The sequence below is a fragment of the Burkholderia sp. AU38729 genome (assembly GCF_020419725.1).
GTDB lineage: Bacteria > Pseudomonadota > Gammaproteobacteria > Burkholderiales > Burkholderiaceae > Burkholderia.
In genome coordinates this window covers 65,880-79,517 of record NZ_JAIZQO010000013.1, presented here as the reverse complement: position 1 = coordinate 79,517, position 13,638 = coordinate 65,880, and the positions used below count along the sequence as shown (strand labels likewise).

Genomic DNA, 13,638 nt, shown 5'->3' with positions numbered 1-13,638 from the left:
GCCGCTTCATGGGAAAGCGAAGGGCGCACGCAAGCGACATGCCACGCGGCACGGCCTGCTTCCGCGCGCAGATGCGCCCGCGCACTGTGGAGATTTCGAACACCGCTCCGGCGCGCTGCGCAACCAGGCTGTTCAGAATCGGCACACCCGCCATGCTGCGTCGGTGAACACGGCACGGTGCGTACGCGGGCCGGCCGTGGTTGCCATGCTTCCGTCCTGTTTGGCACGCATGTTGCGTAAACGAGAGCAGCGCAATTCCAACCGGCGCTGTACTCACACAAGCACGATGAACAGGAGACATGTATGAACCCGTTTGACCTGAAGCAACTGGGCCTCGACGTCGAATACCCGTACCGTCAGCAATACGACAACTACATCGGCGGCAAGTGGGTTCCGCCGGTGAAAGGTGAGTACTTCGAGAACGTGTCGCCGATCAACGGCCAGCCGTTCTGTCGCATCCCGCGCTCGGGCGCCGACGACATCGAGCTCGCGCTCGATGCCGCGCACGCCGCACGCCGCAAGTGGGGCAAGACGTCGGTCGCCGAGCGCGCGAACCTGCTGCTCGCCGCCGCCGACCGGATGGAAAAGAACCTGAAGCTGCTGGCCGTGGCCGAGACGATCGACAACGGCAAGCCGCTGCGCGAGACGATGGCGGCCGACCTGCCGCTCGCGATCGACCACTTCCGCTATTTCGCGGGCTGCATCCGCGCGCAGGAAGGCGGCATCTCCGAAATCGACGACAACACGGTCGCGTACCACTTCCACGAGCCGCTCGGCGTCGTCGGCCAGATCATCCCGTGGAACTTCCCGCTGCTGATGGCCGCGTGGAAGCTCGCTCCGGCGCTCGCGGCCGGCTGCTGCGTGGTGATGAAGCCGGCCGAGCAGACGCCCGCGTCGGTGCTGGTGCTGATGGAGCTGATCGGCGACCTGTTCCCGGCCGGCACCATCAACATCGTGAACGGCTTCGGCAAGGAAGCGGGCGAAGCGCTCGCGACCAGCAAGCGCATCGCGAAGATCGCGTTCACCGGCTCGACGCCGGTCGGCAAGCACATCCTGCGCGCGGCGGCCGACAGCCTGATCCCGTCGACGGTCGAACTGGGCGGCAAGAGCCCGAACATCTTCTTCGCCGACGTGCTCGACCAGGACGACGCGTTCCTCGACAAGGCGCTCGAAGGGCTCGCGATGTTCGCGCTGAACCAGGGCGAAGTGTGCACGTGCCCGTCGCGGATCCTGATCCAGGAATCGATCTACGAGAAGTTCATCGAGAAGGCGGTCGCGCGGGTCGAGCGCATCAAGGCCGGCCACCCGCTCGACCTGCAGACGATGATCGGCGCGCAGGCCTCGCAGCAGCAGCTCGACAAGATCCTGTCGTACATCGACATCGGTCGCGGCGAAGGCGCGCAATGCCTGACCGGCGGCGAGCGCACGGCACCGGCGGCGGAACTCGGCACGGGCTACTACGTGAAGCCGACGATGCTGCTCGGCAACAACAAGATGCGCGTGTTCCAGGAAGAGATCTTCGGGCCGGTCGCGTCGGTGATGACGTTCAAGGACGAGCAGGACGCGATCGAACTCGCGAACGACACGTTCTACGGGCTCGGCGCGGGCGTGTGGACGCGCAACGGCACGCGCGCGTACCGGATGGGCCGCGAGGTCGAAGCCGGCCGCGTGTGGACCAACTGCTACCACCTGTATCCCGCGCATGCGGCGTTCGGTGGTTACAAGCAGTCGGGGATCGGCCGCGAGACGCACAAGATGGCGCTGTCGAACTACCAGCAGACGAAGTGCCTGCTGGTGAGCTACCAGGCCGAGGCGCTCGGGTTCTTCTGATCCGTGCGCGGGCGTCCTGGCCGGCCGGCGGCGCGGTATGCGTCGGCCGGTCGGGGCGCCGTCTCGAGCGGCGAAGCTTTGGATACCGGAGGGTCGTCGAACGCGTATCGCGCCGGTCGACGGTGGCTGTCTGGCCGACGACCGGTGCGCGGAGGCGTGCCGCGCGACCGACCGGCGATCCGGAGATTGACCGTTTCCGCCCATTCGCATTCGCAACCCGGTATCGGTCGCGCATTGCCGCGGCCTTCGCCGGAAACGATACCGATGGTCGTTCGTTTTCCGCGGCAAGTCGAGCCGGCGCGCCGGACGTAAAACCCCATGTCAGAACCGCCCCGATCCTATCCACGCCATCCCGTGTTCCACGCAGGTGAACTCGACGCGCATCACCGCTTTGGCGTCGCCGACGAGGCCGAGCGGATGAGCGACGTCGTGACGACGCGGCTGAGCATGGGCGTGCGGCAGTTCATCGAGACGCAGCCCTTCATGTTCGTCGGCACGGCGTGCGGCGGGCAGGCGGGCGTGACCTGCGACATCGTGCAGAGCCGGCGCGACGCGAACGGCGACCTGCTGCCGGTCGTGCGGGTGATCGATACGAAGACGCTGCGCTTCGTGCTGCCGGTGTACGGCGAGAGCGACGGCGGCCGGATTGACGCGGCGCGGTGTAATGTCAGCGGCGTCGGGTTGCTGTTCGTCGACTTCGTGCGCGGCATCCGTTACCGGATCAACGGGTGCGCGACGCTGCGGACGGATCTGGCCGATGCGGACGCGGCGCCGTGGCCGGCCGGCAGCGCGATCGTCGAGTTGGCGGTGACTCAGGCGTACGGCAATTGCGGCACGCGCGTCGTGCGGCTGCGGCCCGCGAACGGTGGCTAGCCGGTCGCCGCGCAGTGCCGGGCGGGCGCCGCGTACCGGATGCGCCGGCGCGGCGCGTGCCGCACCGGCGGGGTGCGTGCGACAACGCGTTCGGGCATGCCCGCATGGCGCGTCCGTGCCGCGCAGCGTCGAATGACGGACTTTGCGCGGGTCGCGCGCCGTTCGGCACGGGACTTGCGTGGCAGGTGCGGTTCCGGGCAGGTGAGGGAGGACACGATGGACCAATACGTGACGTGCAGCGAAGAACCGACGGCCGAAGACACGCGGCGCAACGCGCAGGGCGACGATGCGCTGGCCGGGCAGGCGGTCGTCAGCGTCGCGCATGACGCCGACGAGCAGGCGCGCAACCTGATCGGCTGGCGGCAGACCTACGACCAGCTCGCGGCCGGCCGCTTCGTCGGCACATTGACCGAGCTGCCGCTCGACACGATGAAGCTGTTTCGCGAATCGACGAGCCACCTGCTGCGCCAGGCATGCGAGGTGCGCGGCGACGCGTACTGGTTCGGCATTCCGCTCGTGAGCGACGGCACCGCGCGCGTCGATGCGTGCCGCATCGGGCCGGGTGCGCTCGCGTTCCGGCCCGGCAACGTCGAATTCGAACTGGTGACGCCCGCGCAGTTCTCGATCTACGGTGTCGTCGTGCGCGGCGACGTGCTGCGCCGCTACGCGGAAGAGGTCGAACACCGCGCGCTCGACGAGCGGCTGTTCACGCAGCGCGTGATGCAGGTTGGCGATGCGCGGCTCGCGCGCCTGTGCGCGCTGCTCGGCCGACGGCTCGACGGCGCGATGGCGATGGCCGGCCCGCTGGCCGATGCGCAGCGCGACGACCTGCAGGCCGAGGTGCTGGCCGCGCTGTTCGACGCGTGCGCGCAGCCGGCCGACGACGATTCAGGCCGTGCGCCGTCGATGCGCCGCTGGATCGTCGAACAGGCGCGCGACTACGTACTCGCGCACCGCACGCGCCCGGTCGGCGTGCCCGAGCTGTGCGAGCAGTTGCACGTGAGCCGGCGCACGCTGCAGTACTGCTTCCAGGACGTGCTCGGCATGGCGCCCGCCACTTACCTGCGCACGCTGCGGCTGAACGGCGCGCGGCGTGACTTGTGCGGCCGCGCGGCTGGCTCGGTGCAGGACGTGGCGGAGGCGTGGGGCTTCTGGCACCTCAGCCAGTTCGCGACGGATTACCGGCGGCTGTTCGGCAAGCGGCCGTCGGAGACGCTGCGCGAGCGCGCGGTGATGGTGGCGGTGGGGTGAGCGCGGGGCGGTAGGCGAAGCGGTTCTGATTTAGACGCGGCCTTCGACACCGGCTCAGGCACCGGCTCAGGCTCAGGCTCAGGCTCAGGCTCAGGCTCAGGCTCAGGCTCAGGCTCAGGCGGCGACGCTTTCGGCCTCGCAACCGGCCGCCGCATCCTGTCTCCCTATTCGGCCGTAGCCGTCGTTTCGCGTAGCGCGGGCCACGCCAACGCATCCCAGTCGATCGCCCGGTAAGCGGCCTCGACCGCGGCGAGATCGGCCGGCCGCTCGCTGCGATGCATCCCGTGCAATTCGGCGGGCACGTCGAGCGCGACCGGCACGCAATGCGGGTAGTCGCGCACGCGCAGCGCCGGCCCGATCGTCGTGAAGCACGCGAGCGTCGGCACGTCGAAACCGTCGGCGAGATGCAGCGCGGCGGTGTCGGGCGCGAACAGCAGGCTGGCACCCTTGACCCATGCGATGAACCGGGCCGTATCGTCGGCCGCATCGGCGCTCACGTCGACATAGGCGGGATGGGCGACGGGCCCGAACCCGGCCACCGGCAATCCGTAGCGCTGCGCGAGCTGCTCGACGAACGTTGCCCGCAGCGCGGGCGGCACGCTGCGCAATGCAGTGCTCGCGGTCGGGCAGAACAGCACGTACCGGCGCCGCCATTCCTCAGGCAGCGCAGGCAGAGGCAGCCGCCAGAGCCAGCGGTTGCGCTTGGCCGCCGCCGGCACCGACGCGGGCTCCGCGCCGAGCGCGTCGAGGAAGAAATCGATCATCGGCAGCCGCGCGAACGCGGGCCAGTACAGGTGATTGCCGACGTCGATGCACGGTGCATCCGCCGGCAGCGTGTCGGCGGAGTTCGGCAGTGCGCGCGACGGCGCGACGAGGTCGGCCGCGAGCGCATACAGCGCCTCGACGTAGCGCGGCGCGCGGGCCGGCCGGTACAGCGTGAAGTGCAGGCCCGGGTGCGCCGCACGCAGCGCGGCGAGGGCGGTGAGCCCGATCACCGAATCGCCGAGCGTGACGCCCATCCCGTTGATCACGTGCACGTGCCGTGCGCGGTCGTAGTCGAGCCGGAACGGCCGGTGCGCGGCGTGCAGCAGGCCTCGCGCGGACGCGGCCGGCACGTGGCCCACGGCGCGCGCGCCGCCTTGCTCGAGGTCGTATGGCGCGACGAGCGTGCCGTCCGGCGCGAGCAGCGTGCCGGGGAGCGTGAGCGCGTCGTCGTGCGACAGCGCGACGTCGGGCGGCGCGGCGTGCGTGCCCACCGTCACCCACCGCGTGCGCGGCGGCCCTGTTCGCGGATCTGTTCGAGTGTCGCGGCCGGCGTGCTGGCGTCCTGCGGGATGCGGATCTCGATCAGCGCGGGCAGCCCGCAAGTCAGCGCGCGCTCGAGCGCGGGCGCGAAATCGGCGGTGCGCTCGACGGTCTCGCCATGCGCGCCGAACGCACGTGCATACGCGGCGAAATCGGGATTCGTGAGCCCCGTGCCATGCACGCGCCCCGGGTAGTTGCGCTCCTGATGCATGCGGATCGTGCCGAAATGCCCGTTGTTGACGACGATCACGACGATGTTCAGCCCGTACTGCATCGCGGTCGCGAGCTCGTTGCCGGCCATCATGAAGCAGCCGTCGCCCGCGAGCGCGACGACGGCGCGCGACGGGTACAGCGACTTCGCGGCAAGCGCGGCCGGCACGCCGTAGCCCATCGCGCCGCTGGTCGGCGCGAGCTGCGAGCGGAAGTGCCGGTACGCGAAGTGGCGATGCAGCCAGATCGCATAGTTGCCGGCGCCGTTGGTGAGGATCGCGTCATGCGGCAGGCGCTCGCGCAGCTGCACCATCACGTCGCCGAGCTGGACGTCGCCGGGCATCGGCAACGGCGCATGCCATTCGCGATACGCGCGATGCGCGTCGGTGGCCGTGCCGGCCCAGGTCGGGCGCTCGGGCGGCTCGAGTGCGGCGAGCGGCGCGGCGATTTCGGGCATGCCCGACACGATCGGCAGGTCGGCCGCATACACGCGGCCAAGCTCGTCCGCACCCTGGTGCACGTGGATCAGCGTCTGGCGCGTCTTCGGGATGTCGAGCAGCGTGTAGCCGCCGGTCGTCGCTTCGCCGAGGCGCGGGCCGATCACGAGCAGCAGGTCGGCGTCGCGGATGCGCTTCGCGAGCGCGGGGTTGATCCCGAGCCCGACGTCGCCCGCGTAGTTCGGGTGCGCGTTGTCGATCGTGTCCTGGTAGCGGAACGCACAGGCCACCGGCAGCTGCCAGCGCTCGACGAAGGTGCGCAGGTTCGCGCACGCGTCGGGTGTCCAGCCGCTGCCGCCGACGATCGCGAACGGCCGCTCGGCGCGCGCGAGCCGCTCGCGCAGTTCGTCGAGCTGCGCGGCCGACGGCGCGGCCGCGACGCGTTTCGCGGCCGGCACGACCGGCTGCGGCGCGCATGCTTCGGACAGCACGTCTTCCGGCAGCGCGAGCACGACCGGGCCGGGGCGGCCCGACGTCGCGACGTGGAACGCATGGCTCAGGTATTCGGGGATGCGGCGCGGGTCGTCGATCTGCGCGACCCATTTCGCCATCTGGCCGAACATCCGCCGGTAGTCGATTTCCTGGAAGGCTTCGCGGTCGAGGTGCTCGCGTGCGCACTGGCCGACGAACAGGATCATCGGCGTCGAATCCTGGAACGCGGTGTGCACGCCGATCGACGCGTGGGTCGCGCCGGGGCCGCGTGTGACGAACGCGATGCCGGGGCGGCCGGTGAGCTTGCCGACGGCCTCGGCCATGTTCGCGGCGGCCGCCTCGTGGCGGCAGACGACCGTCTGGATGCGCGCGGTGTCGTCCGCCAGCGCATCGAGTACGGCGAGGAAACTCTCGCCCGGCACGCAGAACACGCGTTCGACGTGATTGGCGAGCAACGCATCGACGAGCAGTCGCGCGCCGGTGGTGGCGGGCTGCTCGAGATCCTTGGAATGCGACATGGGCTGCCGTCTCCCTGGGTAGCGGGACGTACAGCTTACGCCCGTTGGTGGGCCCCTGAATAGTGTCGGAACACGTAGGGATTCGGGGCATGCAATGCGGTTTCGGCCGAACGGCCAGCTTGTGCGTGCATCCCCAACGCGGAAGAATCGAGCGCTATGAATGTCGAGCCGGTCCGCTCGTCGTGGGCGTTACGGAAGGGGCCGCGTCCGCGAAGAAAAGAGCGGCGTGCCGGCGTTCGCGTCCGAATCGATACCGAGGTAAGTGCTGATGTACACACATGGATTTACATCGTCGGCCAAGCGGATATACTGTACATCCACAGTACATCCGGATGTTGGGGGCGACATGCATACGACGAGGGTATTTCGGAACGGCAATTCGCAGGCCGTGCGAATTCCAGCCGACCTTGCCTATGAACGCAGCGATATCGAACTGGAAATCGAGCGCATCGGTGACGAAATCCGCATTCGGCCGGTGCGGCGGCCGTTGACCCGCGTCCTCGAGAAATTCGCGAAATTCGGGCCGGATTTCATGGCCGAAGGGCGTGGCGACCACGAGCAGGCCGAACGCGAGGGTTGGTGATGCCGCGCTACATGCTCGACACCAACATGTGCATCTACCTGATGAAGAATCAGCCGGAGCAGGTTGCGAGGCGGTTTGCGCAGTGCTACACGGGGGACGTCGTGATATCGGCGATCACGTACGCCGAGCTCGAGTACGGCGTCGCGGCGTGCGCGAGCCCGGCGCGGGAGCGCGGCAATCTTGCCGCGCTGATCGACGATATTCCGGTCGCGCCGTTCGACGTCGCGGCCGCGCAAGCGTATGGTCCGGTCCGCGAGGCGACCCGGGAGCGGAAGAAGGATCACCTCGACAAGCTGATCGCCGCGCATGCGGTGTCGCTCGATGTCGTACTCGTGACCAACAACGAGCGGGATTTTGTGAGCTATCCGGGATTGCGGCTGGAGAACTGGCTCAACGATTGATCAGGGCACGCAGGGCGCCCGAGGGTCATGCGAGACGTCGGATTGTCCCGCATGACCCTTGGATCCAGCATCAGCACTCGACGATATTCACCGCCAGCCCGCCGCGCGACGTTTCCTTGTACTTCGTCTTCATGTCGGCGCCCGTCTCGCGCATCGTCTTGATCACGGAGTCGAGCGACACGTAGTGCGAGCCGTCGCCGCGCAGCGCCATGCGCGCCGCGTTGACCGCCTTCACCGACGCCATCGCGTTGCGCTCGATGCACGGGATCTGCACCATCCCGCCGACCGGGTCGCAGGTGAGGCCGAGGTTGTGTTCCATCCCGATCTCGGCCGCGTTCTCGACCTGCTGCGGCGTGCCGCCGAGCACGGCCGCGAGCGCGCCGGCCGCCATCGAGCACGCGACGCCCACTTCACCCTGGCAGCCGACTTCCGCGCCGGAGATCGACGCGTTCAGCTTGTAAAGAATGCCGATCGCGGCGGCCGTCAGCAGGAAGTCGATCACGCCCTGTTCGTTCGCGCCGGGCGTGAAGCGCGTGTAGTAGTGCAGCACGGCCGGGATGATGCCGGCTGCGCCGTTGGTCGGCGCGGTGACGACGCGGCCGCCGGCTGCGTTTTCCTCGTTGACCGCGATCGCGTACAGGTTGATCCAGTCGATCATCGACAGCGGATCCTGCAGCGCGCGCTCCGGGCTGCCCGTCAGCGTGCGGTACAGCTGCGGTGCGCGGCGCTTGACCTGGAACGGGCCGGGCAGGTTACCGTCGGCTTCCGGGTTGCCGATCCCGCAGCCGCGCGACACGCACGACTGCATCACGGCCCAGATCTTCAGCAGGCCGTCGCGCGTCTCTTCCTCGGTGTGCCATGCGCGCTCGTTTTCCCACATCAACTGCGCGATCGACTTGCCGGTCGACTCGGTCAGCGCGAGCAGCTCGGCGCCGGTGCGGAACGGGTGGGTCATCTGCTCGGCCGCGCTCAGCACCTTCGTGTTGGGCGCGCCGGCCGTCACGACGAAGCCGCCGCCGACCGACAGGTAGGTGCGCTCGACCAGCACGTTGCCGCTCGCGTCGGACGCGCGCAGTTTCATCCCGTTCGGGTGCTCGGGCAGCGCCTGACGGTAGAACGCGATGTTCTCCTTCAGCACGAACGGCACCGGATGCGTGCCGAGCAGTGCGAGCTGCTTCGATTGTCGGATGTCTTCCAGCCGCGCGTCGATCGTGTCGGGATCGACGGTGTCGGGCGCGTCGCCGAGCAGGCCGAGCATCACGCCGCGATCGGTGCCGTGGCCCTTGCCGGTCGCGCCGAGCGAGCCGTACAGCTCGACCTTCACGTGGGCCGTCGCCGCGAGTTGCCCGTCACGCTCGAGTCCCTGGACGAACATCAGCGCCGCGCGCATCGGCCCGACCGTATGCGAACTGGACGGACCGATGCCGATCTTGAAAAGGTCAAAGACGCTGACTGCCATAGTGATTCCTGCCTTGCTTTAAGAATATTGCTAGCGCGCCTGCAATGGCAGGCACGCGGCGAGCCATGCGGGCGGCGTTGGGGAAAGCTGCTGCGCGACGCGGGCATAGCGCCCGTCGAGCCGCGCGGCCAGATGAAAGAGTTCGGTGGCGTTTTTCGGGTCCCACTGCCCCGTGTAGCCCGGCAGGCCGGCCTCGCGGCGCTTCGCATCGAACGGCACCGGCGAATTCACGAATTCCTCGTGGGTTTTTTCGCCGAGCGCGTACGGCACGAGCCAGTCGAGCGCGGCCGCGAGCGTCGCGCCGTTCGCGCCCCGTTCGCGCAGCCAGTTGCGGTTGAAGCGGCGCGCGGCGAGCGCGGCCGTCACCAGCGGCTGCAGGTCGTAGACCGCGTAATGCAGCGCATCGCGTTCCTCGAAGTCCCAGGTCTTGCCGTCCGGGCCGATGTTGTCGGCGAGATGCTCGACGAACAGCCGCTGCGCGGCGTTCATCATCTTGCGGTCGCCGAGCGTGAACGCGGACAGCGCGATCAGCTTGATCCGGTGGCTCTGCCAGTTGTTGCGCCAGGTGCCCGTGAGCGGCCGCTTCTGCGCGTCGATCTGCGCGACGTAGCCGGCGCCGAGCTTCGCGATGAACGCGGCCGTCGCGTTGCGGGTCTTCACCGGCAGCGCGCTCGCGGTCATGTCGTACGCGACGATCAGGCTTTCGAAGCGCGTCTCGTCGATCGGGTTGAAGCTCGGCTGGTAGGTCGCGACCCACGCGGACAGAAAGCGGTCGACGAGCTGCAGGTAGCGCGGCGCGTTCGTCACGCGCCACGCGAGCGCGGCATCGCGCATCAGGTCGAGATCCTTCAGCGCGGCGGCACTCTGGTCGTAGATGCCTTCGTGCGGCAGCGTGCCCTCGGTGTGCACGCGCGCCATTGCCTTCGGCTGCTCGCCGATGCGCGCGTCGACGCTGCGGATCAGCGCCTGGATGCCCGGCTCGGCCTGTGTCGTCTCGCTCGCCTGCAGTGCCGGCGCCGCGCAGAAATTCATCGCCGCGCGCGCGCTGCCGGACGCGCCGAGGCCGGCGGCGGCAAACGACAGCGACGCGACGAGCATCGGCACGACGCGGCGCGCGCGCGGCCGCCCTTGCATTGCACCATGGCCCGGAAACATCGGACGCACCATGCGGAACTCCTTCATTGGCTGGATCGCGTGTGATGTTAGCCGGATTGGCGGACGAACGTGAACCGGTTCGAGCGGCGAACAAAAAACCGCACGCAACTCCGGGTTGCGTGCGGTGCGGTCACCATCGGGCGGCTCCTGGGCTGGCGCGCGTTATGCGTATTCCGACATCGGCACGCACGAGCAGAACAGGTTGCGGTCGCCGTAGACGTTGTCCGCGCGGCCGACCGGCGGCCAGTACTTGTTCGTGCCCAGCGACGCCACCGGGTACGCAGCCTGCTCGCGCGAGTACGCGTGCGGCCATTCGTTCGCGGTGACGACGGCCGCCGTGTGCGGTGCGTGACGCAGCGGGTTGTCCTCGCGGTCGGCGCGGCCTTCCTCGACTGCACGGATTTCGTCGCGGATCGCGATCATCGCGGCGATGAAGCGGTCGAGTTCTTCCTGCGATTCCGATTCGGTCGGCTCGACCATCAGCGTGCCCGGCACCGGGAAGCTCATCGTCGGCGCGTGGAAGCCGTAGTCCATCAGGCGCTTCGCGACGTCGTCGACGGTGATGCCGCTCGATTCCTTGATCGGACGCAGGTCGAGAATGCACTCGTGCGCGACCAGCCCGCCCGGGCCCGAATACAGCACCGGGTAGTGCGGCGCGAGGCGCTTCGCGATGTAGTTCGCGTTGAGGATCGCGGTTTCCGTCGCGGCGGTCAGGTTCTTCGCGCCCATCATCGCGATGTACATCCACGAGATCGGCAGGATCGACGCCGAGCCGTACGGCGCGGCCGATACCGCGCCGATGCCGTCTTCCTCACGCGTGTAGCCGGTCGAACGCTGGTTCGGCAGGAACTTCGCGAGGTGCGCGCCGACCGCGACCGGGCCGACGCCGGGGCCGCCACCGCCGTGCGGGATGCAGAAGGTCTTGTGCAGGTTCAGGTGCGACACGTCGCCGCCGAACTGGCCCGGCGCGGTCAGGCCGACCATCGCGTTCATGTTCGCGCCGTCGACGTACACCTGGCCGCCGTGCGCATGGACGATCTCGCAGATCTCGCGGACGTTCTGCTCGAACACACCGTGCGTCGACGGATACGTGATCATGATTGCCGCGAGGTCCTTCGCGTGCGCGTCGGCCTTCGCCTTCAGATCGGCGATGTCGACGTTGCCCTGCGCGTCGCATGCAACGACCACGACCTTCATGCCGGCCATGTGCGCGGACGCCGGGTTCGTGCCGTGCGCCGACGCCGGGATCAGGCACACGTCGCGATGGGCTTCGCCGCGCGATGCGTGGTAGGCGTGGATGATCAGCAGGCCCGCGTACTCGCCCTGCGAGCCCGCGTTCGGCTGCAGCGACACGGCCGCGTAGCCGGTGGCCGCGACGAGCATCTGCTCGAGCTGGTCGATCATCTCGCGGTAGCCGACGGTCTGGTCGGCCGGCGCGAACGGGTGGATGCCGCCGAATTCGGGCCACGTGACGGGCAGCATTTCCGACGTCGCGTTCAGCTTCATCGTGCACGAGCCGAGCGGGATCATCGAGCGGTCGAGCGCGAGATCCTTGTCCGACAGGCTGCGCAGGTAGCGCAGCATTTCGGTTTCGGAATGGTGGCGGTTGAACACGTGGTGCGTCAGGTACGCGCTCGTGCGCTCGAGGCCGGCCGGCAGCGCCGGGACGCCGGCGAGGCCCGCGTCCAGCGCGTCGACGGCAGGCGCGGTGCCGCCTGCGGCCTGCGCGAACACGGCGAGGAGATCGGCGAGGTCGTCGCGCGTCGTCGTTTCGTCGACCGATACGCCGACTTGCGTGTCGCTCACGCGGCGCAGGTTGATGCGCTTCGCCTTCGCGAATGCGTGGACCTGCGCGGTGCGCGCGCCGGTGTCGATCGTCAGCGTGTCGAAGAACGTGTCGTTGACGGTCGCGAAGCCGAGCTGCTTCACGCCGGCGGCGAGCAGCGCCGCGATGCGGTTCACGCGCAGCGCGATCGTCTTCAGGCCGTGCGGGCCGTGGTAGACCGCGTACATGCTGGCCATGATCGCGAGCAGCGCCTGCGCGGTACACACGTTCGACGTCGCCTTCTCGCGGCGGATGTGCTGTTCGCGGGTCTGCAGCGCGAGGCGCAGCGCGGGCTTGCCCTGCGCGTCGACCGTCACGCCGACGAGGCGGCCCGGCATCTGGCGCTTGAATTCGTCACGCACCGCGAGATACGCGGCGTGCGGGCCGCCGAAGCCCATCGGCACGCCGAAGCGCTGCGTGTTGCCGATCGCGACGTCCGCGCCCCAGTCGCCCGGCGGCGTGAGCACGGTCAGCGCGAGCAGGTCGGCCGCGACGACCACGTGGCCGCCGGCCGCGTGGATCGCTTCGGTGAGCGCGCGGTAGTCGCGCACGTCGCCGTTCACGCCCGGGTACTGCAGCAGCACGCCGAATGCATTCGCTTGCGCGGCGTCGGCGGCCGGGCCGGTCTTGACCTCGATGCCGACCGGCAGCGCGCGCGTGCGGATCACTTCGAGCGTTTGCGGCAGCACGTCGTCGGCGACGTAGAACACGTTCGACGTCGGCTTGCCGGTGCGCTGCAGCAGCGTCATCGCTTCGGCGGCGGCGGTGGCTTCGTCGAGCAGCGACGCGTTCGAGATCGCGAGGCCGGTGAGGTCGGCGACCATCTGCTGGAAGTTCAGGAGCGCCTCGAGGCGACCCTGGGAAATTTCGGGCTGGTACGGCGTGTAGGCCGTGTACCACGCCGGGTTTTCGAGCACGTTGCGCAGGATCACGGCCGGCGTGTGCGTGTCGTGGTAACCCTGACCGATATACGAGCGGAACACCTGGTTCTTGTCCGCGAGAACCCGCAGCGCGGCGAGGGCTTCGGCTTCGCTCTTCGGCTGCGCGAACGGGCCGAGCGGCAGCGTTTCGGCGCGGCGGATCGAGGCCGGGATCACGGCGTCGATCAGGGCGGCGCGCGTCGGGAAGCCGAGCGTGTCGAGCATGGCCTGCTGGCTGGCGGCGTCGGGGCCGATGTGGCGTTCGGCGAACGCGTCGTGCGTTTCGAGCGCGGCGAGCGAGAGGGGCGTGCGGTTCATCAGGCGGTCCGGGTGTTCGAGCTTCATGGCGTTCCTTGGTCGGCCCGGGCGAGCGATGCAG

At 69.0% G+C, this 13,638-nt stretch carries 10 protein-coding genes; 5 read left to right on the top strand and 5 right to left on the bottom strand.

Features of this window, described 5'->3' with window-relative positions:
• Positions 1-303 precede the first annotated feature (303 nt).
• The 3 genes from LGM56_RS30055 to LGM56_RS30045 all read left to right on the top strand — a co-directional run bounded on the left by LGM56_RS30055 (position 304) and on the right by LGM56_RS30045 (position 3,954).
• On the top strand, positions 304-1,830 hold the full coding sequence (locus tag LGM56_RS30055; protein WP_089424179.1) for an aldehyde dehydrogenase family protein: 1,527 nt from the start codon (positions 304-306) through the stop codon (positions 1,828-1,830).
• Between the two features lie 318 nt (positions 1,831-2,148).
• Complete coding sequence (locus LGM56_RS30050) at positions 2,149-2,703, top strand: hypothetical protein (RefSeq protein WP_226207576.1); 555 nt, start codon at positions 2,149-2,151, stop codon at positions 2,701-2,703.
• Between the two features lie 216 nt (positions 2,704-2,919).
• Positions 2,920-3,954 carry a helix-turn-helix domain-containing protein gene (locus tag LGM56_RS30045; protein ID WP_226207575.1) on the top strand — a complete coding sequence of 345 codons (1,035 nt, stop codon included), beginning with the start codon at positions 2,920-2,922 and terminating at the stop codon, positions 3,952-3,954.
• 164 nt (positions 3,955-4,118) lie between these two features.
• On the opposite strand, the gene LGM56_RS30040 is transcribed toward LGM56_RS30045, so the two are convergent.
• Complete coding sequence (locus LGM56_RS30040; protein WP_226207574.1) at positions 4,119-5,216, bottom strand: ADP-heptose--LPS heptosyltransferase; 1,098 nt, start codon at positions 5,214-5,216, stop codon at positions 4,119-4,121.
• Entirely contained in the window at positions 5,213-6,916 is a 1,704-nt protein-coding gene (locus tag LGM56_RS30035) for a thiamine pyrophosphate-binding protein (protein WP_226207573.1), read from the bottom strand. The genes LGM56_RS30040 and LGM56_RS30035 overlap by 4 nt, the downstream gene beginning before the upstream one ends.
• A gap of 346 nt (positions 6,917-7,262) precedes the next feature.
• Between LGM56_RS30035 and vapB the strand changes: the two genes are divergently transcribed.
• Both vapB and LGM56_RS30025 read left to right on the top strand, forming a co-directional pair.
• Entirely contained in the window at positions 7,263-7,499 is a 237-nt protein-coding gene (vapB, locus tag LGM56_RS30030; RefSeq protein WP_089493847.1) for a type II toxin-antitoxin system VapB family antitoxin, read from the top strand.
• Entirely contained in the window at positions 7,499-7,900 is a 402-nt protein-coding gene (locus tag LGM56_RS30025) for a type II toxin-antitoxin system VapC family toxin (protein WP_226207572.1), read from the top strand. Before vapB ends, LGM56_RS30025 begins: the two co-directional genes overlap by 1 nt.
• A gap of 70 nt (positions 7,901-7,970) precedes the next feature.
• On the opposite strand, the gene LGM56_RS30020 is transcribed toward LGM56_RS30025, so the two are convergent.
• The 3 genes from LGM56_RS30020 to gcvP form a co-directional block, all read right to left on the bottom strand.
• Positions 7,971-9,359, bottom strand: coding sequence for an L-serine ammonia-lyase (locus tag LGM56_RS30020; protein ID WP_089424185.1), 1,389 nt, complete (start codon positions 9,357-9,359; stop codon positions 7,971-7,973).
• 30 nt (positions 9,360-9,389) lie between these two features.
• Positions 9,390-10,526, bottom strand: coding sequence for an alginate lyase family protein (locus LGM56_RS30015; protein WP_071335544.1), 1,137 nt, complete (start codon positions 10,524-10,526; stop codon positions 9,390-9,392).
• 150 nt (positions 10,527-10,676) lie between these two features.
• Positions 10,677-13,604 (bottom strand): aminomethyl-transferring glycine dehydrogenase, encoded by a 2,928-nt coding sequence (gene gcvP, locus LGM56_RS30010; RefSeq protein WP_226207571.1) that lies wholly within the window; start codon positions 13,602-13,604, stop codon positions 10,677-10,679.
• Between the last annotated feature and the right edge of the window lie 34 nt (positions 13,605-13,638).

Bases quoted from the DNA above. Each gene is read 5' to 3' on its own strand.
- LGM56_RS30020 (WP_089424185.1), bottom strand. From the start codon at position 9,359: ATGGCAGTCAGCGTCTTTGACCTTTTCAAGATCGGCATCGGTCCGTCC.
- LGM56_RS30015 (WP_071335544.1), bottom strand. From the start codon at position 10,526: ATGGTGCGTCCGATGTTTCCGGGCCATGGTGCAATGCAAGGGCGGCCG.
- LGM56_RS30055 (WP_089424179.1), top strand. From the start codon at position 304: ATGAACCCGTTTGACCTGAAGCAACTGGGCCTCGACGTCGAATACCCG.
- LGM56_RS30050 (WP_226207576.1), top strand. From the start codon at position 2,149: ATGTCAGAACCGCCCCGATCCTATCCACGCCATCCCGTGTTCCACGCA.
- gcvP (WP_226207571.1), bottom strand. From the start codon at position 13,604: ATGAAGCTCGAACACCCGGACCGCCTGATGAACCGCACGCCCCTCTCG.
- LGM56_RS30045 (WP_226207575.1), top strand. From the start codon at position 2,920: ATGGACCAATACGTGACGTGCAGCGAAGAACCGACGGCCGAAGACACG.
- LGM56_RS30025 (WP_226207572.1), top strand. From the start codon at position 7,499: ATGCCGCGCTACATGCTCGACACCAACATGTGCATCTACCTGATGAAG.
- LGM56_RS30035 (WP_226207573.1), bottom strand. From the start codon at position 6,916: ATGTCGCATTCCAAGGATCTCGAGCAGCCCGCCACCACCGGCGCGCGA.
- vapB (WP_089493847.1), top strand. From the start codon at position 7,263: ATGCATACGACGAGGGTATTTCGGAACGGCAATTCGCAGGCCGTGCGA.